This window comes from Pseudomonas sp. GW704-F2, from assembly GCF_059423025.1.
Genome location: NZ_JBWKXO010000005.1, coordinates 112,753 through 137,170, shown reverse-complemented (window position 1 = coordinate 137,170; position 24,418 = coordinate 112,753). Strand labels below are relative to the sequence as shown.

Sequence of the window (24,418 nt, the reverse complement as noted above, 5' to 3'; positions counted from 1 at the left end):
TTCTCCAATCGATGTAAAAAGTCAGGACCAGCGGCGGAAGATCAACGAGGTGTTGACGCCGCCGAAGGCAAAATTGTTGTTCATCACGTAGTCGTGGTGCATCTCGCGAAACTCACCTTGCAGGTAATCCAGCTCGCCGCACTGCGGGTCGACGGAATCCAGGTTGAAGGTGTGTACGTACTGGTCGCGGTTCATCATCTCGATGCTGAACCACGACTCCAGCGCCCCGCACGCACCCAGGGTATGGCCGAGGAAGCTCTTCTGCGAACTAATGGGCATGCGGCTGCCGAACAGGCTGTTGGTGGCCAGGGTTTCGGCGATGTCGCCCTGGTCGGTGGCGGTGCCATGGCCGTTCACGTAGCCGATGACCGAGGGCTCGAGCCCGGCGTCTTCCAGGGCCAGCTCCATGGCGCGGCGCATGGTTTTCTGTTCCGGGCGCGTGGTGTGCTGGCCGTCGGCGTTGCTGCCGAAACCGACAATTTCGGCGTGGATATGCGCGCCACGGGCCAGGGCGTGTTCCAGTTCTTCGAGCACCAGCATGCCGCCGCCTTCGCCGATCACCAGGCCGTCGCGGCCGCTGTCGTAGGGGCGCGGGCTGGTCTGTGGCGCATCGTTCTTCAGGCTGGTGGCGTAGAGCGCGTCAAACACCATGGCTTCGGTGGGGCACAGCTCTTCGGCGCCGCCGGCAAGCATCAGCGGCAGGCGTCCGAACTTGATCGCCTCATAGGCATAGCCGATGCCCTGGCTGCCGCTGGTGCAAGCGCTGGACGTGGGAATCAAGCGCCCGGTGAGGCCAAAGAAGATGCTGATATTCGCCGCCGTGGTGTGGGGCATCATGCGGACATAGGAGTTGGCGTTCAGCCCCTCGGCCACCGAGTTGAGCAGCATGTTGCCGAACGCCTTGATCTCGTCGGTGCTGCCGGTGGACGAGCCGCAGGCCACGCCCATGCGCCCGTCCTTGATCGACTCGTCACCGAGCAAGCCGGCGTCTTTCAGCGCCTGCTCCGCCGCCCACACTGCCAGGCGCGATACGCGGCCCATGCTGCGCAGTTGCTTGCGGGTCCAGTGCGCGGGCACGACGAAGTCGTCGATCGGCCCGGCCAGGCGCGTGTTCAATTCGCTGAAACGGTCCCACTCGTCCATGCGCCGGATGCCGCTGCGGTTGGCGCGAAAGTTGGCGGCGATGGTGTTCCAGTCGCTGCCCAGGGAGGTGATGCCGGCCATGCCGGTTACGACCACGCGCTTCATCAGCACAGACCTCCGTTCACGGCCAAGACTTGGCGGGTGATATAGCCGGCTTCCGCCGACATCAAGAAATTCACCGCGCCGGCCACTTCTTCCGGTGTGCCCATGCGCTGCGCCGGGATCATTTTCATCAGCTCTTCGACCGGTACGTTTTCATCGAGCATCGCGGTGTCGATCAAGCCCGGTGCGACGCAGTTGACGGTGATCTTGCGCTTGCCCAGCTCGATGGCGAGGGCCTTGGCCGCGCCGATCAGGCCGGCCTTGGAGGCGCTGTAGTTGACCTGGCCGCGATTGCCGATCAGCCCGGACACCGAGGTGATGCACACGATACGCCCGGCCGCGCGACGACGGATCATCGGCATCATCACCGGGTGCAGCACGTTGTAGAAACCGTCGAGGTTGGTACGCATCACCACGTCCCAGTCGTCTTCCGACAAGGCCGGGAACGCGCCGTCGCGGGTCAGGCCGGCGTTGAGCACCACGCCGTAATACGCGCCGTGTCGTTCCACGTCGGCTTCGAGGATTGCCTTGCATTCGGCCCGCTCGGAAACGTCGAATTGCAGCACCCGCGCCTTGCGGCCCAGGGCTTCGATCTCGACCTGCACCGCGTCGGCTTCTGCTCGACCGCTGCGGCAATGCAACACGATGTCGTGCCCGGCCTGCGCCAGGCGCAGGGCAATGGCGCGGCCGATGCCACGGCTGGAGCCGGTGACCAGTACGGATTCAGTCATGGCGTTTCGTCCTTCGATTCATCTAAATAGGTGGCCGCCTGGGGCGGTCGAAATACGTTCAAGCGGGCGCTGGCGTGGATACCGTCGCCGGTCAGGTGGCATTCGAACACACCCATGCCGTTGTCGTCTTCCAGGGAGCGCAGGCCGTGGATGGTCAACTCGGCACCGGCCGGGAAGTGCTCCACGTTGCACTCGAACTTACGCGTGCCCAACAGGAAGCCCAGCTCCACCGCCTGGCCGTTCTGGCGCGCGCGGCAACCGGCATAGGCGGCGACGCTTTGCGCCATCAGCTCGATGCCGACCCAGGCCGGCAGGCTGCCGTCGGGGCGGTTGAACAAGCCACCGGGCTTGACGGTGAGGCGGGTGTGAATCTGCTCTTCGTCGAACGACAGCACCTGGTCGATCAGGATCATGTCGCCCGCGTGGGGCAGCAGTGCGGCGAGTGGCCAATCGATCATGGGGCCTCTGCGATAATCAGGCTGACATTATTGCCGCCGAAGGCAAACGAGTTGCTCATCAGGCAGCGTTTTTTCAAGGTGTCACCTCGGCGTGCCCACTGCAAGGCGGGCAGCGCCGGGTCGGCCTGGCCGTCCCATACGTGGGGCGGCAGCCGGCCGTGGGCCAGGCTCAGCCAGCAGAACGCTGCTTCCAGCGCGCCGGCCGCGCCCAGGGTGTGGCCGCTCATCGGTTTGGTCGATGAACAGGCCACGCCGTCGGGGAACAGGTTGGCGACGGCCAGGCTTTCCATGGCGTCGTTGTGTTGGGTGGCGGTGCCGTGCAGGTTCAGGTAGCCGATCTGTTCCGGCTTCAAGCGTGCGCTGGCCAGGGCCTTGCGCATCGCCAGCAACGCGCCTTTGCCAGTGGGCTCAGGCGCGGAAATATGGTGTGCATCGCAACTCGCGCCACTGCCTAGCAGCGCGATGGGGGCGGGCTCGCGAGTCATCAAAAACAACACCGCCGCTTCGCCGATGTTGATGCCGTTGCGGTTCACCGAAAACGGGTTGCAACGCTCGCTCGAGACCGCTTCCAGCGCGGTAAAGCCGTTAAGCGTCAGCTTGCACAGGCTGTCGACGCCGCCGCAGATCACCGCATCGCACAGGCCCAGCTCCAGCAGGCGCCGGGCACTCATCAGCGCGCGGGCACTGGAGGTGCAGGCGGTGGAAATCACATAGGCCGGGCCGCTCAGTTGCAGCCAGTCGGCGAGGAAGTTCGCCGGGGCGCTGAGTTCCTGTTGCTGGTAGTCGTAGTCGTCGGGGAACCGATGATCGCTCAGGTAACGGGCGATGCCGCGACTGGCTTCGTCGATGCCCGAGGTGCTGGTGCCGAGCACAATGCCGACCCGCGCCGCGCCGTAGCGTTGGATCGCCTGGCGGATCTCGCTGTCGATCTGCAACGCGGCTTCGAGCAGCAACTGGTTATTGCGACTGCTCTGCTGGCCCAGCTCGGGCGGGATGGTCGCCAGTGCGCCCGGTACGCCGGCAACCGGCAATACCCGCTCCGGCACCCAACCGCTTTCGGCGCGCATGCCGGAGCAGTCGCCGGCAAACAGGCTGCGGCTGACGTCGGCCTGGCCGCGCCCGAGAGCGCAGATCACGCCGAGGGCATTCAGATACGCGGTCATCGCGCCATTCCCAGCGGGGTGATGCGATAGCTCAGCGGTTGCCCGTGCATGTTCACGCTGAACACCTCGGATGACTGATAGACGATTTGCCAATGGCCCGGCAGGGTGCGTGTCAGGTCCATCGCTTGGGCGTTCGGGTACAGCGCACGGAGGTCATCCGCCGAAGTCAGTGCAAACAGCAACGCGGCGAACAGCTCGCGCGCCTGGGGATTGGGCGGCAGCAACCCGTCGGCCTGCCACTGGCCGTCGATCAGCTTCTGCCGGGCCTGGGGGATGCCCAGCGGGTCCATCATCGACCAGCGGATTGCGTTGCCTTCGTGCTGGATCACCAGCAACCAGTCCTGGCTCTGGCCGTCCGCCAGACGCTGCACATGCAGTTGCATTGGTAGGGCCAGGGCCGGGTTTTTTGCCGGCAAGGGCGGTTGGCTGGCGCAGGCGCTCAGCAGCAACAGGCAGCCGATCAGCAGCGCACGCATCATGGTGCCGCGCTCGCCAGCGGTTTGCGCGCCACGCAGTTGACCAGGGTTTCTTCGCGCTGGCCCACCGGCGGTGCCTTGCGCAGGCCCCAGCGTTCCAGCAGGCCGAAATCGCTGGCCCGGCTCCACCACAGGTATGGGTAGGAGACGTTCTGCGCGCCGAATTCAAAGCCCTGCTCGTGCAGCATCTGCAGGTACTCTTCGGCGCTTTTCTGCACCTGCATGGGGTGGCGGAACAGCCAGCGAATCACCCAGGTGTCGATATAGGCTTCGGTGGACTCGGCAAACAGCAGATAGCCGCCGGGCTTGAGTACCCGGTAGAACTCTTTCAATGCACGGTGCTGCTCAACCAGATGATGGAAGGTCTGGTGGCAGAACAGGATATCGACGCTGGCGTCGGCGACGTCGAGGGTGGCGCAGTCGCTGCCGATCAGCTCGACGTCCAGCCCTTGGTGCGCGGCTTCCGCCTTGCTCAGCTCAAGGCTGTGCGGGTCGGCATCCAGCCCGATCAGGCGGGACGGGGCAAACACTTGCTGCAACAGCTTGAAGGATTTGCCCTGGCCGCAGCCGGCGTCCAGCAGTACCGGCGCCACCGGCAACGGTTCGCTGAACAGGCTGCGCAGGTCGTTGATCGCCACGCGCAACACATGGTGCTGCCAGGTGTGGCTGCGCAGGAACCAGAAGCCGAACTTGGTTTCTTCGACGTAGTTCTTACTCAAGTACTGACTGCTCACACGGCATCCCCTGCACAAATTTCCGACAACATCCGCAACCGCCGCTTGGGCTCGCTGACAAACGGGTTGCGCTCGTCCCAGGCGTAGCCGGCGAGGATCGAACTGATCATCCGGCGAATCTCCGGCGAGCTGCCGGCGTGAAAAATAACATCCTGGAACGTCCCGGCGTACCAGCCTTCGACGTAGCAGCGGAAGGTGTCGACGCCGCGCTTCAACGGCTCGGCAAACTCGCGCTCCCAGTCCACGGTTTCGCCGTTGAGCTGACGATGCAGCACGCCCGCGGCCATGCTCGCCGAACGCATGGCGATGGTCACGCCGGAGGAAAACACTGGGTCGAGGAATTCTGCCGCGTTGCCCAGCAGCGCAAAGCCCGGGCCGTGCAAGGTTTTGACGTTGGCCGAGTAGCCGCCGATGGTGCGCGCGGGGGTGTCCCATACGGCGTTCTGCAGCACGCTGCTGAGGCTTGGGGTTTCGTCGATGAACCCGCGCAGGCACGCATCCAGGTCGTTGTCGCGGCCGGCAAAATGTTCCTTGGCCGCCACTACGCCCACGGAGCAACGGCCGTTGCTGAACGGGATGGTCCAGAACCAGATGTCGCGCTGGGTCGGGTGGGTCGTCACGAGGATCTTGGTGCGGTCGAAGCCTGGGTGTTCGATGCGGTCCTCGACATGGCTGAACACCGCCTGGCGCAACGGGAAATCCGACGGCGCTTCCAGGTCCAGCAGGCGCGGCAGGACGCGACCGTAGCCGCTGGCGTCGAGCACGAACTTGGCTTTGATGTGGTACTCGCTGCCGTTCTCCCGGCGCACATGCAGGTAGTGGGTTTCACCGCTGAAATCCACGCCGACGATGGTTTCGCCGTAACGGATGTCGACGCCTTGCAGCGCCGCCTGATCGGCCAGCAACTTGTCGAACTCGCCGCGCTGCACCTGGAAGGTGGTCGGTTTGCCGTGGCTGAACGTATCGCCGAAATCAAACGCACTGTAGCGCTCGCCCCAGGCGAATGCGGCACCGGTTTTCACCTGGAAACCCGCGGCCTGCACGGCGTCGAGCATGCCGGCCTCTTCGATAAAGTCGATGCAGTGCGACAGCAGGCTTTCACCGATCGAAAAGCGTGGGAAATGCTGGCGCTCGATAATCAATACATCATGCCCTTTACGCTTTAACAGCGCGGCAGCGATGGTACCGGACGGGCCGGCACCGATCACCACCACCTGGCGACGTTCCATTTCAACTATGGGCACGAGGGCTCCTTGCCGCTTTGGCGATAATCACATTCATGAGGCGTGCTTCTGTCGGCCGGCCCAGGGCGCCAGCATAAAGCTGAAGGCCAGGCCCAGGCTGACCGACAGGCCGAAATTACTCACCGCGGGTGTACTCGACAGCGCCAGCAGGCCGAACGACAACCAGGTCGTCAGTGCCGCCAGCAGTGTTCCTAATAAGCTGACCGCAGGCCCGCCGATCTGTTCACGCATCAGGATCGCGTAGTCGACGCTGATGGCGGTGACCAGCAGCAGGCCGAACAGGCTGAACAGCGTCAGCGGCTGGCCCAGCCAACCGAGGCTGGCCAGGCTGCACAGCGCGGCCAGCAACGGCAGGGCGACGATGCGCAGCGCGCCACCAAAGCCGAAGGGCACGATCAGCAACAGCACGATCAGCCCGCACGACATCAACTTCAATTCAGCCGCGCTGATCTGCGTGGCGGCGAACACCCGGTTCAACTCCCCCAGGCGATCCACCAGTTGCACCCCCGGCAAATCCACGGCCTGCACCTGCAGCAGCGCCGGGTCGCTCAAGCCTTGCAGGCTGATCATGGCTGCCACACCGCCGTCGACCGGGCCCAGCCACAGCGTGCGCCAGGGTTCGGCCAGTGGCCCGAGCAGTGCAGCGTCGATGTCTTGGGTAGGCAGCGCTTGCAGTTGAGCGACTTCGGCTTGCAGCGCGCCGACGGGCACGCCGAGGTCCAGCAGCGGTTGCCAGTGCGCGGGAAGTGCATTCAGCGCCTCGCGCAGCTGTTGTTGCTCGGCGGGCAGGTTGACCAGCTGGTTCAGCGCCAGATAACCCTGGAGTTTGTCCATATTCACCAACTGTTCCAGGCGCTGGCCCAGGGCGGCCTGGCGTTCCAGCAACTGCTGCTGATTGTCGGCGCGCACCAGGAAGAACTGGCTGGTGGGTTGGAACCCGGTGATCCGCGCCACGGCCTGGGCTTCCTGCAGTAATTGCGGCGGGGCGCCGATCCACTGGCGCAGATCGTTTTTACTGTTCAACTGCCACAAGCCGCCGGCGCAAAACAGCAGCACCCACACCAGCAGCACCGCGCTCGGCACGCGCTTGATCAACCCGGAACGCATCAGCCACAGGCGCTCGGCGATGTGCAACGGCCATTGCGCCGGGCGCAGGTCGACACCCTGGAGCAGCGCCGGCAACAGGCACACGGCCGACAGGTACGCACCGACCAGGCCGGCAGCGGAGAATACGGCGATCTGGGTCAGCGCCGGGAACGGCGTCCAGGCCAGCGCCAGGTAACCGATACAACTGGTCGCCAGGCTCAGGCTCAGGCCCGGCAGGGTCAGGCGCAACGCCGGCCAACTGCGCCACGGCTGCAGGCTCCAGCTTTTCGACAAATAGTGCAGCGGGTAGTCCACCGCCACGCCGATCAGGCTGGAGCCGAGCACCAGTGTCATCACATGCATATGCCCGAACAGAGCCACACAGGCCACCGCGCCGAACAGCATGCCCACCAGCACCGGCACGAAGGCCAGCAGCACGCGCCAGCGGCGGAACGCCAGGAGCAACAGCAGCAGAATGCCGAGGGTGGCGCCGCCGCCGACCCAGGTGATTTCGCGGCTGGCTTGCTGTTGCCCGCTGGCAGCGTAGAGCAAACCGCTGGCCGCGAGCAGTTGCGCGCCGTGCTCGGTGGCCTGGGCGCGGCTGGCCTGGAGCAGGTCCGCGACCTGCAGCGGCAGTTTCATATCGAAGGCATTGCCGGTGGTGCGCGCACGCAACAGCACCCAGCTCTTGCCGTCGGCATCGGCAATCAATGCGCCGCTGCCGATATCCAATTGCACCGCGCCGCTCTGCGGCTGGCTGTTCTGAATGCGTCCGGTCAGGCCCAGCCAGTCGTCCTGGCTCGGCACCAGGCTGAACCCGGTGAACGGGTCGAACAGCGCTTGCACGCGCTGCTGGATGAAGGCGTCGGGGTGGTCGATCAGTTGCTCGCGGTCCTTGGCCGCGAGCATCGACAAACGCCCGCGCAACAATTGCGCGCGCAGTGCCGGCAGGTCGGCTTGCAGGTTCCATTGGACCTTTTCAAACAGGCCGCTGGCTTGCCAGCGCGCGCCCAGTTGCTCGGCCACGTTGACCGCTTGCTGGCGGTCGGCGTGCCCCACGAGGACCAGGATTTCGCGGTTCAACGGTTCCTGCATGCGCTGTTCGGCTTGCAGTTCGAGGGCGTCCGGCGTGTTGCCCGGCACCAGTTCCATCAGGTTGGCCGACAACGGCGCGCCATGGCGCCATTGCCAGCCGGCCAGGGCCAGCACGGCCACCAGCAGGGTCAGGAACAGGCGCGGCAATAAACGCTCACTGGGCAAAGTCGTGTTGCTCCGCATCGCTCAGGGGAAGGTCGGCGCTGCTGTCCTGCATGCGCAGCACGGTGCTGTCGCCCTGGGTTTCCAGCAGTTCGATGCTGTGGACCAGCGTGCCGCCGTCGATATTGATCTGCTTGAACACTTGCTTGAGCAGCAGCGAGCGCGGGGTCAGCGTCAACTGCCACTGCTCGGCTTCGCCCTGCAGTTGCAGGTCGAAGTCACGCTGCAAGCCGCTGCTGTCGCCCTGCAGCACGGCGAGGAACAGGCGGTTCTGCTCGGCCCCGGCGCTCTTGTTCGGCAGCGTCTGCCAGCCATTGGCGTCACGCCGCGCAATGCCTTGGGTACTGATGCGGTAATCCTGTTGCAGCGGGGTTTTGAGCAGCCACAGCAGGCCGTGGTCTTTGGCCAGGACGAAGGTGCCTTTGCTGACCAAGGGCTGCGGCAGGGCGCGCAGGTGTTTTTCCTGGATGAAGCTGCCGTGGATCACGCTGGGTTTGGCCAACTGATCGCTCAGTTGCTGTAAGTCGAACCCATGGGCCGCCGCCGAAAAACCAAACAACGCGAACACTGTAGGAGCGAGCTTGCTCGCGAAAAACCTGAGGGCGCCGCGGGGTGTCAGGTGGCCAGCGTTATCGTTGACGCTCTTCGCGAGCAAGCTCGCTCCTACAGGGGTCAGCATTTCAGGGCCCTTTCGACCGCGTCGATGAAGACGGTAGGGGACGCCAGTTGCATCTCGCGGCTGGCGATTTGTACCGCTACTTGTACCGTGCTGGCACGGGTCAGGCGTTCGCCGCTGGTGCGGTCGGTGATCAGGTAGTTGACCTTCAAACGGTTCTCCCACTCCACCAGGCTGGCGCGCACGTTGAGCGTCTGGCCGAAGGTGGCGCCGCGCACATAGCGCAGTTGCATGTCGATCACCGGCCAGGCGTAGCCCGACTCGAGCATCGCCGCGTAGTTATGGCCGATCTTGTCGAGCAGGGCGCAGCGGGCGATTTCCAGGTACTTCACGTAGTGCCCGTGCCAGACCACGTTCATGGTGTCGATGTCGAAAAACGGCACGAGGATTTCAGTGTCGCAATGCAGTACGCCCGGGCTACGCATGCAGCCTCCAGTGTTGCTCGGCGATGCGTTGCAGGCACAGGCGCAGCTCGCCTTCGAGGGCGCGGTCTTCGATCACCGGCGGGAAGTCCTTGGCCAGTTCGCTGTGCATCGCCGCCAACGCCGGCGGCAACGGGCGCGCGTCGGCGGCCTGGGCGCGCAGCCACACGCCCTGGTTGGCGGCGAGCAGGGTGGCGGCGGCGACCTGTTCGGTCAGCTCCAGCACACGGATCGCATCGCGGGCGGCGATGGTGCCCATGCTCACTTTGTCCTGGTTGTGGCACTCGGTGGAGCGTGAAAACACGCTGGCCGGCATGGTGTTCTTCAGCGCTTCGGCGGTCCAGGCGCTGGTGCCGATCTGCACCGCCTTGAAGCCGTGGTTGATCATTGCGCGGTCGGCCGGGGCGCCGGACAGGTTGCTCGGCAGGCCGTGGTTGTAACGCACGTCCACCAGCAGGGCGAGCTGGCGGTCGAGCAGGTCGGCGACGTTGGCCACCAGGGTCTTGAGGCTGTCCATGGCGAAGGCGATGTGCCCGCCGTAGAAGTGCCCGCCGTGCAGCACGCGCTCTGCTTCGGCGTCGATGATCGGGTTGTCGTTGGCGCTGTTGAGTTCGATCTCGATGAACGAGCGCAGCCAGTTCAGGCTGTCGGCCAGCACGCCGAGAACATGGGGCGCGCAACGCAGCGAGTAGCGGTCCTGCAAACGGTGCAGCGGCGCAGTCGGCGCATCGATGGCGAGGTCCTGGCGCAACCACGCGGCGACTTGCATCTGCCCAGGGTGCGGTTTGGCGGCGAACAAGCGCTCGTCGAAGTGTTCCGGGTTGCCTTGCAGTGCCACCACGTTCAGCGCGGTGATGCGCGTGGCCAATCGCAGCAGGTAATCGGCGCGGGCGAAGGCCAGGCAGGCGAGGCCGGTCATCACGGCGGTGCCGTTCATCAGTGCGAGGGCTTCCTTGGGCCGCAGGACCAGCGGCTCCCAGCCCAGTTCGCGGTGGACGTCGATGGCCTGGCGGCGTTCGCCGCGGAACAGCACGTCGCGTTCGCCGGAGAGCGTCGCGGCCACGTAGGACAGCGGCGTCAGGTCGCCGCTGGCGCCCACTGAGCCTTCTTCCGGGATCAGCGGCAGCACGTCGTGTTCGAGGAACGCGTGCAGGCGTTCGAGCAGTTCCACGCGCACCCCGGACACGCCGTGGCACAGCGACTGCAAACGCGCCGCGAGCACGGCGCGGGTGGCTTGCGCGTCGAGCAACTTGCCCAGGCCGCAACCGTGGAAGGTGTACAGGTGTCGCGGCAGGGCTTCGACGTGCTGTAACGGCACCGCCACCACGCACGAGTCGCCATAGCCGGTGGTCACGCCGTAGATCACGCCTTCCTTGTCCAGCAGCGAGTCGAGGAACTGCGCGCCCTTGGCGATGCGCTGGCGATACGCGGCATCATCCTGCAAGTGCGTGGGCGCCTGACGATTGGCCAGGGCCAATACGTCTTCAATGCGCAAAGCGCGTTCGCCAAACGTTACTGGCTCAAGATGCGTCGTCATCGGTCTTCCAGAAAGGGTAAAAGTTGAACCATTGTTGGGGCGCTTCCAGGCAGAACTGGCCCAGGCGTGCGGCGTAGCGTGCGGTCCACAGGGCGATGACCTGCTCGCGGGTGCTGCGTTTCCATTCGATCAGTTGGGCAAACGGTTCGATGCTCAGGCGATAGCGGCCCTGGTGCTTGAGGCACATCAGCAGGTTGACCGGGCATTTCAGCAGGCCGGCCAGCAGCCACGGGCCCTGGGGGAAGGCGGCGTCATGGCCGAGGAACTCCACGCGCACCGTGCGCCCGCCGTGCAGTGGCACGCGGTCGCCGGCAATCGCCAGCCATTCGCCGTCGTCCAGGCGCTGGCTGAGCAGCAGCATGGTGGCCGGGTCCAGCTCGCTGACCTGGATCAGGCGCAAATGGGTCGCGCCGGCTTCGCCCAGCAGGCGGTTGAAGCGTTCGGCGTGCTTGGTGTGGACCAGCACGTTCATGGTGACTTTTTCGCCGATCTCCGCGAGCGCGCGGCACACTTCGAGGTTGCCCAGGTGCGCGCCCACCAGCATCTGCCCGCGCTCGCCGCGCAGTTGGCCGCGCAATTGCGCCGGGTCGTGGATTTCGATCTGCTCGATGCGCAGCTTGCCGTTCCACACGTCGAGCTTGTCCAGCAGCGCATCGGCAAATGCCATGAACTGGCCGAAGACTTTGCGCAGGGTCGGGCGCAGCTCATCGCGGCCGCTCCATTGCGCCAGACGCTGCTGGTATTGCCAGGTGCTCTGGCGCGCGGTGCGGCCGAACAGGAAGAAGTACAGCACGATGCCGTACAGCAGCGGGCTCAACAGCCGGCGCCCGAGCAGCCTGGCGGCGACTGCGGTGAGTTTCATCAGCCAGAAACTGCCACGCTCTTCGCGGTCGGCCCAGTGTTTGCTGCTGTCGCTCATGCCTGCCACCGTCGCCACAGAATCATCGGTGCGCGCACCAACATGCCGAAGAACAGCCGGGTGTGCATGGCCGAGATACGCACGTTGTCGCGGAACAGGCGGAAGTGCGACAGGCCGTCGGCGGGGTAATGCACCTTCGTCGGCAGCCAGCGCATCGGCTGGTTGCGCCAGGCCAGGCGCACCAGGATGTCCGAGTCGAAATCCATGTGGGTGCCGATGTAGGCCGAGTCCATCAGGGCCAGGGTCGGCCCCAGCGGGTACACGCGAAAGCCGCACATCGAATCGCGAATCTGCAGCGACAGGGTGTTGATCCACACCCACACGTGGGTCAGGTAGCGTGCGTACAGGCGGCCCTTGGGCACGCTGTCGTCGTATTCGGGGTAGCCGCAGATCACCGCCGTGGGGTGTCGGCGCGAGGTGTCGATGAAGCTCTCGACTTCGCGCAGGTCATGTTGGCCGTCGGCGTCCACTTGCAGGGCATGGGTGAAGCCCAGGCGCGCCGCTTCGCGAAAGCCGGCCATCACCGCGCTGCCCTTGCCTTGGTTGTTCGGCAGGGTGAGCAGGCTGACGTTGTCGAGGGTCGCCAATTGCGCCAGCACCGCCGCGCACGCCGGGCTGCTGCCATCGTCCACCAACAGGCATGGCAGGCCGCTGTCGAGCAGGCTGTGGACCACGGTCGGCACGGCGGTTTCATGGTTGTAGACCGGGATCAGGGCGCAGGGGTTATGCATGCGCAGGCTCCAGTTGAATCCGGCCACTGGAGCAGGCTGCGACGCCGTTGCGGTAGGCGAAATACAACTTGCTGCGTTGCGGGTCGAAGCGCAGGTGCAGTTCGACGTGGTCGCCGGGGCGCACCAGTTGCTGGAACTTGAGCACTTCCATGCCGGCAAAGGTCGCTGGCAGGTCGAGCAGTTGCTGGCCGAGGTTGAACGCCCACTCGACCTGCACCACGCCCGGCAGCACCGGCGTCACCGGGAAGTGACCGCTGAAGTAGGCCAGGTCCGGCGGGATGCTCAGTTGCAAGGTCCATTCGCCATCGGCTTCGACTTGCTCCAGCACCTCCGGGGCTTTCGGCCGGGGCGCCAGCAGCAGCGCTTCGATCTCGGCCTGGGGCAGCTTGCCTTGGCTGTTCAGCGGCAACTGTCGCAGTAAACGCCAGCGACGCGGCAAGGCCAGGGCTTCGCAGTGCTGGCTCAGGTGTTGGCGCAGGGTTTGCGTGACGGTACGCCGGCCCTGGTTGCGCAGGGCATGCAGGCCGTCGGCGCTCAGCACCACGAGAGCGCCGAGGCTGGCGCGGTTTTCCTGGACCACTCCCAGGCGCGTTTCGGCGACCCAGGGGTGCGCCATCAGGGCCTGTTCGAGCATGGGCAGGGAGATACGTTTTTCTTCCAGTTTGACGATGCGATCCAGGCGCCCGAGCAGTTCGAAGCGGCCGTCGGCATGCAGGCGGGCGGCGTCGGCGGTCTGTTCGATATGCCCGGCGGGCAGGTACGGCGAGGCAATGCGCAGGGCACCGTCGGCGTCCTGGCTCAGTTCTACCCCGGCGAACGGCTGCCACGGCTGCGCGCCTTGGCGCCAGGCAATGCCGCCGGTTTCCGAGCTGCCGAGGATTTCCGTCGGCCATTGTTGCAAGCGTTCGTACAGGCTGGTGGCCGCGTCGATGGGCAGGGCGCCGCCGGAGGAGAACACCCGCGACACTCGGCTCAGGGCCGGCCAGTCGAGGTTGTCGCCCATCCGCTTGAGCAGCGCCGGGCTGGCGACCCAGGCGAACCGTGGGTGCTCGCGGCTGGCGCGCTGCAAATCCTCCGGGAAGGCCAGCTGGCGGCGCACGAAGCTGCGGCCGGCGCACAACGGCCACAGCACGCGGAACAACAAGCCGTAGATGTGTTGGGTGGCGACGCTGCCGATGATGCAGGCGTCGTTGAGGTCCGCGCCCCACAGCGTTTCCAGGGCCTGCACCTCGTTGGCCAGTTGGCGCAGGGTCTTGTCGATGCGCTTGGGTTCGCCGCTGGAGCCGGAGGTACACAGGCTCAATTGGCACGCATCCAGGTCGAGGGCGGCCGGGCTCAACGGCGCCTGATACAACGCGTCCAGGTCCGCGGCGTCGGTCAGCCAGGTGTCGACGGCGTCGGCCCAGCGTTGGCGAGTCTGCGGTTGCAGGTCGGCGGGCAGCAACACGCCGACCCCGGCGCGCCAGGCCCCCAGCAGGGCGATCGCCAGCAGGCCGGCGTCTTCCAGATGCACCGCCACGCGCTGGATACCGCGCGCGTGCAGGCCTGCCGCCAGGCGCAGGGATTGCTCCCATAGCTGGGCGTGATTCATCGCAGGCTCGGTGGTGACCAAGCGCTGTTCCAACGGCTCAAGCAGCAGGTGCTCAAGTTTCAACCCATTCATACGCGGCCTCGAACCCTTTGTCGTACCAGCCATTCCACGGCAAACAACAGCCCCATCAGCCCGTAGGCGATCAGGCCGTTGTACAACGTCCACCAACTCAGCGGCGCCCACAGGGTGAGGGCGGCGGCCAGCAGGCCATTACACAGAAAAAACACGCTCCACACCACGGTGACCTGGCGCGTATACACAATGGCTTTCGGCGGCAGTTGCGGGTCGGTCATGCGTGCCAGGCGCTCGACCATCGGCGGGCCGTATTTCAGGCTCAGGCCGAACAGCGCCAACATGAACGCGCTGACCAGGCTCGGGTACCAGCGCAGCAGGTGCGGGTTGTCGAACCAGGCCAGGGCCAAGCAGAACAGGATGATCGCCACCGCCATCCAGCGGCTGCCGGGGCGCCGCGCACCCGTGAGCGCGCGCAGCAACCACAGGCTGCCGAGCAGCAGGCCGAATTGCCACGGTGCAAAGTGCTCGGTGCCGTAATACACCGCGAAAGGGTACAGCAACCCCGCCAGCAACAGGCCAAGGCCGATCAGCCGGCTCATGCGGCCGGTTGGACCAGACGGTACACCGCCTCAACCACGTCGTTCACGGTACGCACAGTCTTGAACTCTTCGGCGGCGATTTTTTTGCCGGTCTGGCGTTTGATGTGGTCGATCAGGTCCACGGCGTCGATGCTGTCGATTTCCAGGTCCTGGTACAGGTTGGCTTCGAGGGTGATGCGTCCAGGTTCCAGTTCAAACAGTTCCACCAAGGCAGCGCGCAGGGTGTTGAAAATATCGTCACGAGTTTGCATGGTACGGTCTCAAGCTGCCTGTTTGGCCGTGACGAACGCCGCAAGGCTGGCCACGTTGGTGAAGTGATTGCGGGTGTCCTTGGCGTCGGCATCGATCTTGATGCCGTACTTTTTCTGGATCGCCAGGCCCAGTTCCAGGGCGTCGACTGAGTCCAGGCCCAGGCCTTCGCCAAACAGGGTTTGGTCGCTGTTGATGTCGTCGACGCTGATGTCTTCCAGGCCCAGGGCCTCGATGATCAGCGTCTTTATGTCGTGCTCAAGGCTGTTTGAGTTGCTCATCTTCGGCGAGCTCCTTAATAAAATAGTGATGCAGGTAATCGTTGAGCTTGCGTGAGGCCTGGGGCGCGGGGCCGAGTGCGGCGAACGCTTGTGGTTCTATATCGGCACCCACCCGTAAACTGAAGTGAAAGCGGCGTTTGGGAATGCGATACCAGGGTTCGGCCTTGGTCAGGGTGGTGGGGCTGACCTTGATTACCACGGGGGTAATGATTGTCGCACCACGCAACGCAATCGCGGCGCCGCCGCGATGAAAGGCAGGCGCCGCGCCGGGTGTGGTGCGGGTGCCTTCTGGAAAGATGATCAGGGTCTGACCTTCGCGCAGCGCATCGGCGGCGGCGTCGAGCATGTCCGCGCTGCCGTCATTGCTGATGTAGCCGGCATCGCGCACCGGCCCACGGGTGAACGGGTTTTGAAACAGGCTCTGCTTGACCACGCAGTTGGTCTGGCGCATCAGGCCGATCAGGAACACCACGTCGATCAGTGACGGGTGGTTGGCGACGATCATCTGGCCGGGGCGCCCGAGTTTGTCGGCACCGTCGACGCTGAACGTGAGAATGCCCAGGCGCTGCATCCACCGAATGAACAACCAGAACAGGCGACTGATGGTATGCCGCGCGCGCCGTTGGTGCTGCTTGGCAGTCCCCGGCAGGCAATTGAGCAACGGAAACACCAGTAAGCGCAGGCACAGCCCGCCGACGCCAAACAGCGCGAAGCTGGCGGCGGTGGCGAACAGGCGCCAGTAGTAGGCGTCCCGTGGCTTGTCGTTCAGGGCTTGCGTTGCCAGTTCCATACGCGGTTCTTCCAGGCGTGTTGGCAGGCGCCCTGTTCGGTCAACAGGGTGCGTAGCAGGTTCAGGGCATGAGGCCACTGGGTGTGAGTGTGTTGGACAGTACCGGTGCGCAGTTCCAGTTGCCACTCGTCGCCCGGCGTCAGTAACAGGCCGAGGGCGTAGGGGAAGGGCACGTCGTGGATCCAGTTGGCGTAGGCCTCGGGTGGCTGTTCCTCGCTGATCACCAGCAATACCGCCGGGGCGCCTTCGTTGAGCAGGGCCGCCGCTTCGAGCATGCCGTGTTCCAGGCCATCGCCGGCGGCGGCGAGGGCGGTCATTTCGCTGGTTTCATTGCGCAGGATCGACCACAGGCCAATCACGGCGTTATGCACCGACAGGCTGAACTGGGTCGGCGACAGCGGCTGGTCGTTGGCCAGGTCGCTGAGGATGTCGAGGGTGCGCGGGGTTTCGCCGTGGCGGGAAACGAACACCAGCGGCAGGTCTTGCAGGCCCTCGGCCAGCGGCCAGCCCACGCTGAAAGCCATGCGCGCCAGACGGCTCAGGCGGCGGCGCTGCATGGCCGGTAAAAACGAGACGTCGGGGGAGGCTTCGCTGGCGGGTAGCAACACTGGCGCCTGGCACCAGGCGCGCCAGTCGTCCGCACTTTCGAGGCCCGGAGCCCAGGCGCGCCATTGGCTGATATTGAAATTGATCACTGAGAAGATATCCCGCCCCTGCGGGCTTCCATGCGCGGCCACTGGCCCCGAATACCGGGACAGGGAGCAGCAGCCGAGTGGCGCGCATTATCCCGGTGCTGTGGGGTTCTAGCAAACTTTGGTAAATATTTGTTCACGGCCGATTACAATTTGCTGGGGAAGATTTACAGATTGTCCTTCACTGAGAACCGAGCTGGATTGTCGGACTGTTCCTTTTCATTTGTACGTTAGATGCTAGCCCGGACCATTAATGCAGCAGTGCATGGATGAACGAGGTAGCTAACCGGCGCTTTTGCCCTCTACACTCGGGCATTCATTGGTACACGGAGGTTTTTCCATGCGGCGCGTGGTGTTCAATCAAAAAGGCGGGGTTGGCAAGTCCAGCATCGCCTGCAACCTGGCGGCGGTCAGCGCCAGTGAAGGTTATCGAACCCTGTTGGTGGACCTCGATGCACAAGCCAACTCTACTCAGTACCTCACCGGGCTGACCGGCGACGATATACCGATGGGTATTGCCGAGTTCTTCAAGCAAACCCTGTCTTCCGGGCCGTTCGCCAAGAAAAACCGGGTGGATATCTACGAAACGCCCTTCGACAACCTGCACGTGATCACCGCCACCGCTGAGCTGGCGGACTTGCAGCCCAAGCTCGAAGCCAAGCACAAGATCAACAAGCTGCGAAAGCTGCTGGATGAACTGAGCGAAGACTACGACCGGATTTACCTGGATACCCCGCCAGCGTTGAATTTTTATGCGGTTTCGGCGCTGATTGCTGCTGATCGTGTGTTGATCCCCTTCGATTGCGACAGTTTCTCGCGCCAGGCGCTGTATGGCCTGCTGGCGGAAATCGAAGAATTGAAGGAAGACCACAACGAAGGCCTGGAAGTCGAAGGCATCGTGGTCAACCAGTTCCAGGCGCGGGCGAGCTTGCCGCAGCAGATGCTCGATGAGTTGATTGCCGAAGGCTTGCCGGTGCTGCCGGTGTACCTGGCGAGTTCGGTACGCATGCGTGAGTCGCACCAGCAGAACAAGCCGCTGATCCACCTGGACCCACGGCACAAGCTGACGCAGCAGTTTGTGGAGTTGCATAACCTGCTGGAAAACGCCTGACCTAAAGCACCACACAAAACCGATGTGGGAAGGGACTTGCTCCCGATGACGGTGGGTCAGGCGCCACATAAGCTGATTGATACACCGTCATCGGGAGCGAGCCCCCTCCCACACTAGACCCCTTGGCTGCGCAACCAACTCATCAACTGCGGCAACGGAAACGCCCCACTCTGACGCGCCACTTCGCGGCCGTTCTTGAACAGAATCAAACTGGGAATCGAGCGAATCCCCAACTGCGCCGACAACTGCTGATTGGCCTCGCTGTCGAGCTTGGCCAGCCGGCACTTGCCTTCCAGCTGCGCGGCGGCCTGCTCGAAGATGGGCGCGAACGACTTACACGGCCCGCACCAATCGGCCCACACATCCACCAGCAACGGCAGGTCGCCCTTGATCTGGCTGGCGTAGTCGCCCTGTTTCAGTTCAAAAGGTTTGTTCAGCAGCACCGGCTGCTTGCAGCGCCCGCACTTCGGCGCATCGCCCAGGCGTTCGCCGGGGATGCGATTGAGGCCGTTGCAGTGCGGGCAGGGAATGACGAGAGGGTTGGACATGGTGGCGCTCCTTTGAGACTGGCCAATAGATCCTATTTGGAGTCAGGTCTGGGGTTTATCAAGGCGTGGGAGCGGTGACTCATCCGTTCACAGTTTCTGCCATGTCGATGTGAAGCCGCTTATCTAGGCTGTTGGAGCGCGTTCTGTTTCCCGCCATCTGTCTGTTTGCGGTTATAGCAAATTGCGATAGTTTGAGTTCGGGTTTAACCTTCATAGCAAGATGCGATAAGGATGTTGCATGCGAGTGATTAGTGAGAAAAGGATCTGGGAAGCAAAGGAAAAGTGGCCGCGCTCAGCGAGTGCTTTGGATGAGTGGTACCGACGGATAAAGCGCAATAGCCCAGGAGATTTCGCGTCAATGAAAGGCATTTTTCCTGCGACGGATAAAGTCGGGCAGTTCCATGTGTTCGACATCGGTGGCAATAAACTGAGGTTAATTGCTTTCGTGCGGTACCCAGCACAACGAATTTACATCAAGCATCTGCTCGATCACCGCGAATACGAACAAGACAAGTGGAAGGAGACAATCAGATGAGCGCACTCATTCAGCTCGCCGCTGAACATTGGCAATTTGTTTCACCATTACTGCGCAAGCCAAAAAACGAGGCGGATTACGATGCACTGGTTGCTGCCCTCGACGAGTTGCTGGATTTGGTCGGGGAGGACGAATCAAATCCGCTTATGAGTTTGGTGGATATTCTCAGTGACTGGATCGAAGCCTACGATCACGAGCATCGTCCGATGCCCATCGTCAGTGGTGTTGACGTGTTGCGCGCGATGATGCGCGAACACGGCTTGAATCAAAGTGATCTGCCAGGCTTAGGCACACAGTCAGTCGTTTCCGAGATTCTGAGCGGTAAGCGTAAGCTCAATCTGCGACAGATTAAATGGTTGGCCGAACGCTTTGGGGTTTCCGTGGAGACGTTCATCTAGTCGACTCTACGAAGAACAACTGATCTCCAAATGCTTGCCCCAATCCGGCGGCCGCTGCGCGTACTGCTCCATCCCCGCCTGCTCCTCGAACGGTTTGCGCAACACCTCGTGCAGCCGCCGCACTTCGCTGTAATCCCCCGACTCGGCGGCGCTGATGGCGTTCTGTGCGAGGTAGTTGCGCAGGATGTATAGCGGGTTGACCGCATGCATCCGCGCTCGGCGCTGTTCTTCGCTGTACTCGCCATCGCGCGCCACGCGGGCCTTGTACGCGTCTGCCCAGGCATCGAAGCCGTTCCTGTCGACAAACTCGTCACGCAACCGCGCCACTGCGAGCGCCGCCGGTTCATCGCCCAGGCGGCGGAAGAACAGCGTGTAGTCCACGCCGCTGTTCTGCATCAATTGCAGCAGGCGCTCCAGCAGTTTCTGGTCATCGTCTTCGGCGCTGGTCAGCCCCAGCCGGCGGCGCATCAGGTCCAGGTAGTGCGCCTGGTACAGCGGCAGGTACAGGCTGAGGGTTTCCTTCAAGGCGTCGACGCTGATAAACGGTGTGAGCGCCTGCGCCAGCGCGCTGAGGTTCCACTGCCCGATCGGCACCTGATTGCTGAAGGAGTAGCGCCCTTCATGATCGGAATGGTTGCAGACGAAGTGCGCGTCAAAATCGTCGAGAAACGCAAACGGCCCGAAATCGAAGGTGATGCCGAGGATCGACATGTTATCGGTGTTCATCACCCCGTGGCAGAAGCCGTAGGCCTGCCATTTGGCGATCAGTTCGGCGTTGCGTTCGACGACTTCGCGGAACATTGCCAGGTACGGTTCGGGCTGTTCCCGGCACTCGGGGAAGTGCAGCTTCAACACGTGTTCGGCCAGTGCCGCCTGCTGCTCGGGCTTCTGGGTGTAGTAGAAGTACTCGAAATGGCCGAAGCGCACATGGCTACGGGCCAGGCGCAACACCATCGCCCCGCGTTCCTGCTTCTCGCGCCAAACCGGCGTGCTTGAGCCGATCACACACAGCGCCCGGCTGCTAGGGATGTTCAATGCGTGCAGGGCTTCTGATGCCAGAAACTCCCGAATCGAAGAGCGCAGCACGGCGCGGCCATCGCCCATCCGCGAGTACGGCGTCTGCCCGGCGCCCTTGAGGTGCAAGTCCCAGTGTTCGCCGGCGCGGTTATACACCTCGCCGAGCAGCAAGCCACGGCCATCGCCCAACTGCGGGTTGTAGGAGCCGAACTGATGCCCGGAATACACCATCGCCCGCGGTTCGGCTTCGGCCCACAGCTTGTGGCCGCCGAACAGTTCGGCGAACACCGGCGTTTCGGCCACGGCCGGGTCGAGGTCGAGCAGGGCCATGGCGGCGTCGCTCGCCACGACCAGGCGCGGTTCGTCGAGGGGCTCGGGCAGGACGTGGGTTGAGAACGCGTCGCCCAGGCGTGCGAAGCGATTGTCGAAGGTCAGTTCGTCGAGGGCTTTCACCGGCCATCTCCAGCAGAATGTCCGAGCATTCTGCTGGGGATAGGCGTTTTAGTCGAGCTTGGAGGGTGGCGGCTCGGGGGCGTCCACCACTTTGCCCGGCGGCGGTTCCGGTGCGTCGTGCGTCTCGGCCGGGTTGGCGATGGTGTGTTTTTCGTCTTCTACCGGCACCAGCTTGTACTCCTGGCCGTGCAGGTTTTTCAGGTAAACCTCCATCTGCCGGAACGAGATGTTGATGTGGTTGTTCTTGAACTCGCGGTTGATAAAACGGTTCACCTCGTCGATCACCGGGTTGCGGTCACCGAGGTCGCGCACGTGCATGCGCAGTTCGTGGTCGAGGGTGCTTTCGCCGAAGTTGAGGAAGTACACGTGGGGTTCGGGTTCTTTCAGCACCCGCGGGTTTTCGCGCGCGGCCTGGAGCAACAGGGCTTTCACCAGGTCGAGGTCGGAGCCGTAGTCCACGCCGAGCTTGAGGGTGACCCGGGTGATGGTGTCGGTCAGCGACCAGTTGATCAGTTGCCCGGTGATGAACGTCTTGTTCGGGACAATGATGTCCTTGCGGTCGAAGTCGGTGATGGTGGTGGCGCGGATGCGGATCTTGCTCACCGTGCCCGACAGGTTGCCGATGGTGATGGTGTCGCCGATCCGCACCGGGCGCTCGAACAGGATCATGATGCCGGAGATAAAGTTGGCGAAGATCTCCTGCATGCCGAAGCCCAGGCCCACCGACAGCGCCGCCACCAGCCATTGCAACTTGTCCCAGCTCACGCCGAGGGTCGATAGGGTCGCCACAAACCCCACGCCGGCAATCACGTAGGACAGCAACGTGGTGGTGGCGTAGGCGCTGCCCTGGGCCAGGTCCAGCTTGGACAGCACCAGCACTTCCAGCAAGCCGGGCAGGTTGCGCGCCAGGGCGAAGGTGATGCCGATGATGATCAGCGCGCCGAGCATGTCGCCGATGCTGATCGGCACCATGCTGATATTGGCCCCGGTGCCGCTGGTGTATTCGTAGAGGGTGACGTTGTCGAGATAGGAGAACACCGAGATCAGGTCCGACCACACCCAGTACAGCGCCGCGATGAAGCCGCCGAGCAGGGCCAGGCGGATCAGGCGCATGGATTGTTCGTTGACCTGTTCGATGTCCAGGGTCGGCTCTTCGATCACCGCTTCGCCTTCGCCGGCTTCCTTGGCGGCCTGGCGTTTTGCCAATGCCCGCGAATAGGCCAGGCGCCGGGCGGCGACGCCCAGGCCGCGGGCGAACGTGGCTTCGATCACCAGCCAGAACATCAACAGGTACAGGGTGTTGATCAACCGGTCGCTGAGCTTCAGCGCGGTGTAGTAATAGCCGAAACACACGGCGATAAACAGTGCGATGGGCAGCGCGGTAAACAACAGGCCCGCGGTTTTGCGGAACAGTGAGGCTTTCTCGTGGGTTGTGCTGTGCAACAGCAGGCGACCCAGCAGCCAGGCCATCAGCGCATAGCAGGTCAGCACCACGCCGATACCCAGCACGTCGTCGGCCAGGGCTGCCGGCTGGTGCTCGGCAATGGCCACCACGGCCACCAGCGCCAGCACCACCAGCCCGAGCTTGCGTACCCAACCTTGCAGGAATGCGACCTGCGGTCGTTCCCAGCGGAAGTGCAATTCGGCGACGCCGCCTGGCGCGAGGATTCGGTAGGCGGTGTAGAACACCAACCACGCCTGAGCGATCTGCAACAGCGCGGCACCCAGGTTGGCGTTTTGCCCGCGGGCGTCGATCTGCAACGCATAACCGCATAACGCCAGGCCCAAGGCCACGGGCATGGCCAGCAGGATATTCACCAGGATCGCCTGGGGCGTGTGCCATTGGCTGTCACGCTTGAAGTGGCCGATGTCCATGTGAACCTTTTTCAGCCGCGCGTACAAGGCATTGCGCCGCCACAACAGTGCGCCGATCAACAGCAGCAACGGCAGGAACAGCAGCGGGCGCTGGGTCAGGCCGTCGTACAGTTCGCTGACGCTGGAGGCCCAGGGCAGGGAGGTGACTTGCTTGCTCAGATGGTCCGGGACGGTTTCCAGCCACTCGGTGTCCAGCGGCTTGTTGCTGGGAATCCAGAACATCTGCTCATCGAGGGTCGCACGCAGGGTGGTGGCGGTGCTCAGCAGTTGTTTCTGGTTCAGTTGCAGGGTGATCGATTCATTGAGCAGCGCGCTCAGCTCGCGGCTCAGGCGCTCGAGCAGGTCGCTGCGGGTGATCGCCAGTTCCAGCAGAGTGCGCCGCAATTGAGGGGTGACCTCATCCGGCGGCTGGTTGGCCAGCAGGTTATCCACATAGGTGCTGGGCGAGCTGATCAGTTCGCGCTGCTGGTTGACCTCGAACTGGTACAGGCGAATGTTGGCGATGTCGTCGGCGAGGTTGCGGTCGACCGTGAGGCGCGGCAAGGCCTGTTTCTGTTTGTACAGAATCTTCGACAGCAGCAGGCTGCCCTTGAGCACGTTGATCTGTTCGTCCAGCGCCGAGTCGCTCTGGGTCACGGTGTCCAGTTGCTGCTTGGTCTGCAGGTTCTTCTGGGTCAGGTCGTTGAGGCGGTCGGTGCTTTTGAGCAGGTAGTCGGACAGCTTCAGGTTGGCCGCGCTTTCCGTGGCCAACAGGCTGCTGCTGCCGGCTTTCTGCGCTTCGATGGACTGTTGGGTCACCGTCTGCTGGGACTGGGCCAGGCGTTTCTGGTTGATCAGGGTTTGCAGGTCCTGGATCTCTTGTTCCAGGCGCGCGGTTTTTTCCACCACCAGGTCATGCTGGCTGTTGCCCAGGTCTTGCAGTTGGCTGTTGCCGGCCAGTTCCTGGCGGCGCAGTGGGATCAGTGCATTCAGCGACGCCAGTTCGGCGTTCAACTGGTTGCGCTGGTCTGCGCTGAGGGTTTTGCCATTGTCCTTGCCGGCCTTGAGGGTCGCGTTGATCTGCTGGATGCGCGTCTGGCTGCTGCTGATTTCGGTCTGCGCGCGTTCGGGGCGGGTCTGGGCGGCGATGGTCAGGCTGTTGGCGTCGGCCAGGTCTTTTTGCAGGTCGCCTTGCTGGGTGGTGCGCTGCACCAGCAGTTGTTCCAGTTGCGGCACCGGCAACGTGGCGTAGCGCTGGGCCACAGGGACGACTTTGGTGGCCTTGAGCCGGGTCAGTTCGCGCTGGTTTTCGCTGGTCTGGCGCGGGGCGTCTTGCAGCTGGCGCTTGAGATCGGCCAGGCGCTGCTCGTAATCCTGCTTGTTGCCCAGGTGGGTCAGCGTCTGCTGCAGGATCGCCTGCAGCGCCTTCATGTCGGCGTCGGGCAGCTTGCGGTCGGGCAGCTTGTCCAGGGTTTGCTGGATAGCGTCGGCGCTGGGCGGGTCGGCGGCGTATACGCTGCCGACACAAAGGGTCAGGCCCAGCAGGGCAGTGGCGAGAAAAGTGCGCAGGGTTGGCATAGAGACCGGTCGAGCAAGGTGAAGAATC

Annotated in this window: 25 protein-coding genes; 3 read left to right on the top strand and 22 right to left on the bottom strand. The window is 63.7% G+C overall.

Annotation, left to right across the window (positions count from 1 at the left end; genetic code table 11):
• Nucleotides 1-21: 21 nt before the first annotated feature.
• Genes AC07W0_RS06280 through AC07W0_RS06190 form a run of 19 tightly spaced genes read right to left on the bottom strand, consistent with a single transcriptional unit; the run spans nt 22 to nt 16,899 of the window.
• On the bottom strand, nt 22-1,248 hold the full coding sequence (locus tag AC07W0_RS06280; RefSeq protein WP_046384962.1) for a beta-ketoacyl-ACP synthase: 1,227 nt from the start codon (nt 1,246-1,248) through the stop codon (nt 22-24).
• Nucleotides 1,248-1,976, bottom strand: a complete 729-nt coding sequence (fabG, locus tag AC07W0_RS06275) for a 3-oxoacyl-ACP reductase FabG (protein WP_017849847.1) — start codon at nt 1,974-1,976, stop codon at nt 1,248-1,250. The genes AC07W0_RS06280 and fabG overlap by 1 nt, the downstream gene beginning before the upstream one ends.
• Nucleotides 1,973-2,434 carry a hotdog family protein gene (locus tag AC07W0_RS06270; RefSeq protein ID WP_017849846.1) on the bottom strand — a complete coding sequence of 154 codons (462 nt, stop codon included), beginning with the start codon at nt 2,432-2,434 and terminating at the stop codon, nt 1,973-1,975. The genes fabG and AC07W0_RS06270 overlap by 4 nt, the downstream gene beginning before the upstream one ends.
• The gene (locus AC07W0_RS06265) at nt 2,431-3,597 is read right to left on the bottom strand and encodes a beta-ketoacyl-[acyl-carrier-protein] synthase family protein (RefSeq protein ID WP_102617208.1); all 1,167 of its coding nucleotides are present in this window, start codon (nt 3,595-3,597) and stop codon (nt 2,431-2,433) included. Before AC07W0_RS06265 ends, AC07W0_RS06270 begins: the two co-directional genes overlap by 4 nt.
• Nucleotides 3,594-4,076, bottom strand: coding sequence for a hypothetical protein (locus AC07W0_RS06260; RefSeq protein ID WP_017849844.1), 483 nt, complete (start codon nt 4,074-4,076; stop codon nt 3,594-3,596). Before AC07W0_RS06260 ends, AC07W0_RS06265 begins: the two co-directional genes overlap by 4 nt.
• Nucleotides 4,073-4,807, bottom strand: coding sequence for a class I SAM-dependent methyltransferase (locus AC07W0_RS06255; protein ID WP_017849843.1), 735 nt, complete (start codon nt 4,805-4,807; stop codon nt 4,073-4,075). The genes AC07W0_RS06260 and AC07W0_RS06255 overlap by 4 nt, the downstream gene beginning before the upstream one ends.
• Nucleotides 4,804-6,051, bottom strand: coding sequence for an NAD(P)/FAD-dependent oxidoreductase (locus AC07W0_RS06250; RefSeq protein ID WP_102617207.1), 1,248 nt, complete (start codon nt 6,049-6,051; stop codon nt 4,804-4,806). The genes AC07W0_RS06255 and AC07W0_RS06250 overlap by 4 nt, the downstream gene beginning before the upstream one ends.
• A gap of 33 nt (nt 6,052-6,084) precedes the next feature.
• Nucleotides 6,085-8,415 carry an MMPL family transporter gene (locus AC07W0_RS06245; RefSeq protein WP_102617206.1) on the bottom strand — a complete coding sequence of 777 codons (2,331 nt, stop codon included), beginning with the start codon at nt 8,413-8,415 and terminating at the stop codon, nt 6,085-6,087.
• Entirely contained in the window at nt 8,387-9,073 is a 687-nt protein-coding gene (locus tag AC07W0_RS06240; protein WP_102617205.1) for an outer membrane lipoprotein carrier protein LolA, read from the bottom strand. The genes AC07W0_RS06245 and AC07W0_RS06240 overlap by 29 nt, the downstream gene beginning before the upstream one ends.
• Nucleotides 9,067-9,495: an acyl-CoA thioesterase gene (locus AC07W0_RS06235; RefSeq protein ID WP_046384955.1), complete on the bottom strand. Its 429-nt coding sequence runs from the start codon at nt 9,493-9,495 to the stop codon at nt 9,067-9,069. The genes AC07W0_RS06240 and AC07W0_RS06235 overlap by 7 nt, the downstream gene beginning before the upstream one ends.
• Nucleotides 9,488-11,029: an HAL/PAL/TAL family ammonia-lyase gene (locus tag AC07W0_RS06230; RefSeq protein WP_102617204.1), complete on the bottom strand. Its 1,542-nt coding sequence runs from the start codon at nt 11,027-11,029 to the stop codon at nt 9,488-9,490. Before AC07W0_RS06230 ends, AC07W0_RS06235 begins: the two co-directional genes overlap by 8 nt.
• Entirely contained in the window at nt 11,013-11,948 is a 936-nt protein-coding gene (locus AC07W0_RS06225; protein ID WP_102617203.1) for a lysophospholipid acyltransferase family protein, read from the bottom strand. Before AC07W0_RS06225 ends, AC07W0_RS06230 begins: the two co-directional genes overlap by 17 nt.
• Complete coding sequence (locus tag AC07W0_RS06220; protein ID WP_102617202.1) at nt 11,945-12,679, bottom strand: glycosyltransferase family 2 protein; 735 nt, start codon at nt 12,677-12,679, stop codon at nt 11,945-11,947. Before AC07W0_RS06220 ends, AC07W0_RS06225 begins: the two co-directional genes overlap by 4 nt.
• Nucleotides 12,672-14,342, bottom strand: coding sequence for an acyl-CoA synthetase family protein (locus AC07W0_RS06215; RefSeq protein ID WP_102617201.1), 1,671 nt, complete (start codon nt 14,340-14,342; stop codon nt 12,672-12,674). Before AC07W0_RS06215 ends, AC07W0_RS06220 begins: the two co-directional genes overlap by 8 nt.
• Entirely contained in the window at nt 14,339-14,884 is a 546-nt protein-coding gene (locus AC07W0_RS06210; RefSeq protein WP_017849834.1) for a COG4648 family protein, read from the bottom strand. Before AC07W0_RS06210 ends, AC07W0_RS06215 begins: the two co-directional genes overlap by 4 nt.
• A complete protein-coding gene (locus AC07W0_RS06205; RefSeq protein WP_102617200.1) occupies nt 14,881-15,135 on the bottom strand; it encodes an acyl carrier protein in 255 nt (84 codons plus the stop codon). The genes AC07W0_RS06210 and AC07W0_RS06205 overlap by 4 nt, the downstream gene beginning before the upstream one ends.
• Before the next feature lie 9 nt (nt 15,136-15,144).
• Entirely contained in the window at nt 15,145-15,414 is a 270-nt protein-coding gene (locus AC07W0_RS06200; protein WP_102617199.1) for a phosphopantetheine-binding protein, read from the bottom strand.
• Nucleotides 15,392-16,204 (bottom strand): lysophospholipid acyltransferase family protein, encoded by an 813-nt coding sequence (locus tag AC07W0_RS06195; RefSeq protein ID WP_017849831.1) that lies wholly within the window; start codon nt 16,202-16,204, stop codon nt 15,392-15,394. Before AC07W0_RS06195 ends, AC07W0_RS06200 begins: the two co-directional genes overlap by 23 nt.
• Nucleotides 16,180-16,899 carry a beta-ketoacyl synthase chain length factor gene (locus tag AC07W0_RS06190; protein WP_046384950.1) on the bottom strand — a complete coding sequence of 240 codons (720 nt, stop codon included), beginning with the start codon at nt 16,897-16,899 and terminating at the stop codon, nt 16,180-16,182. Before AC07W0_RS06190 ends, AC07W0_RS06195 begins: the two co-directional genes overlap by 25 nt.
• Before the next feature lie 337 nt (nt 16,900-17,236).
• On the opposite strand from AC07W0_RS06190, the gene AC07W0_RS06185 reads away from it, so the two are divergent.
• Nucleotides 17,237-18,007, top strand: a complete 771-nt coding sequence (locus AC07W0_RS06185) for a ParA family protein (protein WP_017849829.1) — start codon at nt 17,237-17,239, stop codon at nt 18,005-18,007.
• Between the two features lie 113 nt (nt 18,008-18,120).
• Here the strand turns inward: AC07W0_RS06185 and trxC are convergent, their stop codons facing one another.
• The gene (gene trxC, locus AC07W0_RS06180) at nt 18,121-18,555 is read right to left on the bottom strand and encodes a thioredoxin TrxC (protein WP_017849828.1); all 435 of its coding nucleotides are present in this window, start codon (nt 18,553-18,555) and stop codon (nt 18,121-18,123) included.
• A 238-nt stretch (nt 18,556-18,793) separates the two neighbouring features.
• Here trxC and AC07W0_RS06175 point away from each other — a divergent pair, with 238 nt between their 5' ends.
• Together AC07W0_RS06175 and AC07W0_RS06170 are read left to right on the top strand one after the other, a co-directional pair.
• Nucleotides 18,794-19,090: a type II toxin-antitoxin system HigB family toxin gene (locus AC07W0_RS06175; RefSeq protein ID WP_017849827.1), complete on the top strand. Its 297-nt coding sequence runs from the start codon at nt 18,794-18,796 to the stop codon at nt 19,088-19,090.
• On the top strand, nt 19,087-19,488 hold the full coding sequence (locus AC07W0_RS06170; RefSeq protein WP_017849826.1) for a helix-turn-helix domain-containing protein: 402 nt from the start codon (nt 19,087-19,089) through the stop codon (nt 19,486-19,488). Before AC07W0_RS06175 ends, AC07W0_RS06170 begins: the two co-directional genes overlap by 4 nt.
• 6 nt (nt 19,489-19,494) lie before the next feature.
• Here the strand turns inward: AC07W0_RS06170 and selO are convergent, their stop codons facing one another.
• Nucleotides 19,495-20,958, bottom strand: a complete 1,464-nt coding sequence (gene selO, locus AC07W0_RS06165; protein WP_102617198.1) for a protein adenylyltransferase SelO — start codon at nt 20,956-20,958, stop codon at nt 19,495-19,497.
• Nucleotides 20,959-21,006: 48 nt separating this feature from the next.
• Nucleotides 21,007-24,390, bottom strand: coding sequence for a mechanosensitive channel MscK (gene mscK / locus AC07W0_RS06160; RefSeq protein WP_102617197.1), 3,384 nt, complete (start codon nt 24,388-24,390; stop codon nt 21,007-21,009).
• Nucleotides 24,391-24,418: the final 28 nt, after the last annotated feature.

Bases quoted from the DNA above. Each gene is read 5' to 3' on its own strand.
- AC07W0_RS06280 (WP_046384962.1), bottom strand. From the start codon at position 1,248: ATGAAGCGCGTGGTCGTAACCGGCATGGCCGGCATCACCTCCCTGGGC.
- fabG (WP_017849847.1), bottom strand. From the start codon at position 1,976: ATGACTGAATCCGTACTGGTCACCGGCTCCAGCCGTGGCATCGGCCGC.
- AC07W0_RS06270 (WP_017849846.1), bottom strand. From the start codon at position 2,434: ATGATCGATTGGCCACTCGCCGCACTGCTGCCCCACGCGGGCGACATG.
- AC07W0_RS06265 (WP_102617208.1), bottom strand. From the start codon at position 3,597: ATGACCGCGTATCTGAATGCCCTCGGCGTGATCTGCGCTCTCGGGCGC.
- AC07W0_RS06260 (WP_017849844.1), bottom strand. From the start codon at position 4,076: ATGATGCGTGCGCTGCTGATCGGCTGCCTGTTGCTGCTGAGCGCCTGC.
- AC07W0_RS06245 (WP_102617206.1), bottom strand. From the start codon at position 8,415: ATGCGGAGCAACACGACTTTGCCCAGTGAGCGTTTATTGCCGCGCCTG.
- AC07W0_RS06240 (WP_102617205.1), bottom strand. From the start codon at position 9,073: ATGCTGACCCCTGTAGGAGCGAGCTTGCTCGCGAAGAGCGTCAACGAT.
- AC07W0_RS06235 (WP_046384955.1), bottom strand. From the start codon at position 9,495: ATGCGTAGCCCGGGCGTACTGCATTGCGACACTGAAATCCTCGTGCCG.
- AC07W0_RS06230 (WP_102617204.1), bottom strand. From the start codon at position 11,029: ATGACGACGCATCTTGAGCCAGTAACGTTTGGCGAACGCGCTTTGCGC.
- AC07W0_RS06225 (WP_102617203.1), bottom strand. From the start codon at position 11,948: ATGAGCGACAGCAGCAAACACTGGGCCGACCGCGAAGAGCGTGGCAGT.
- AC07W0_RS06220 (WP_102617202.1), bottom strand. From the start codon at position 12,679: ATGCATAACCCCTGCGCCCTGATCCCGGTCTACAACCATGAAACCGCC.
- AC07W0_RS06215 (WP_102617201.1), bottom strand. From the start codon at position 14,342: ATGAATGGGTTGAAACTTGAGCACCTGCTGCTTGAGCCGTTGGAACAG.
- AC07W0_RS06210 (WP_017849834.1), bottom strand. From the start codon at position 14,884: ATGAGCCGGCTGATCGGCCTTGGCCTGTTGCTGGCGGGGTTGCTGTAC.
- AC07W0_RS06205 (WP_102617200.1), bottom strand. From the start codon at position 15,135: ATGCAAACTCGTGACGATATTTTCAACACCCTGCGCGCTGCCTTGGTG.
- AC07W0_RS06200 (WP_102617199.1), bottom strand. From the start codon at position 15,414: ATGAGCAACTCAAACAGCCTTGAGCACGACATAAAGACGCTGATCATC.
- AC07W0_RS06195 (WP_017849831.1), bottom strand. From the start codon at position 16,204: ATGGAACTGGCAACGCAAGCCCTGAACGACAAGCCACGGGACGCCTAC.
- AC07W0_RS06185 (WP_017849829.1), top strand. From the start codon at position 17,237: ATGCGGCGCGTGGTGTTCAATCAAAAAGGCGGGGTTGGCAAGTCCAGC.
- trxC (WP_017849828.1), bottom strand. From the start codon at position 18,555: ATGTCCAACCCTCTCGTCATTCCCTGCCCGCACTGCAACGGCCTCAAT.
- AC07W0_RS06175 (WP_017849827.1), top strand. From the start codon at position 18,794: ATGCGAGTGATTAGTGAGAAAAGGATCTGGGAAGCAAAGGAAAAGTGG.
- AC07W0_RS06170 (WP_017849826.1), top strand. From the start codon at position 19,087: ATGAGCGCACTCATTCAGCTCGCCGCTGAACATTGGCAATTTGTTTCA.
- mscK (WP_102617197.1), bottom strand. From the start codon at position 24,390: ATGCCAACCCTGCGCACTTTTCTCGCCACTGCCCTGCTGGGCCTGACC.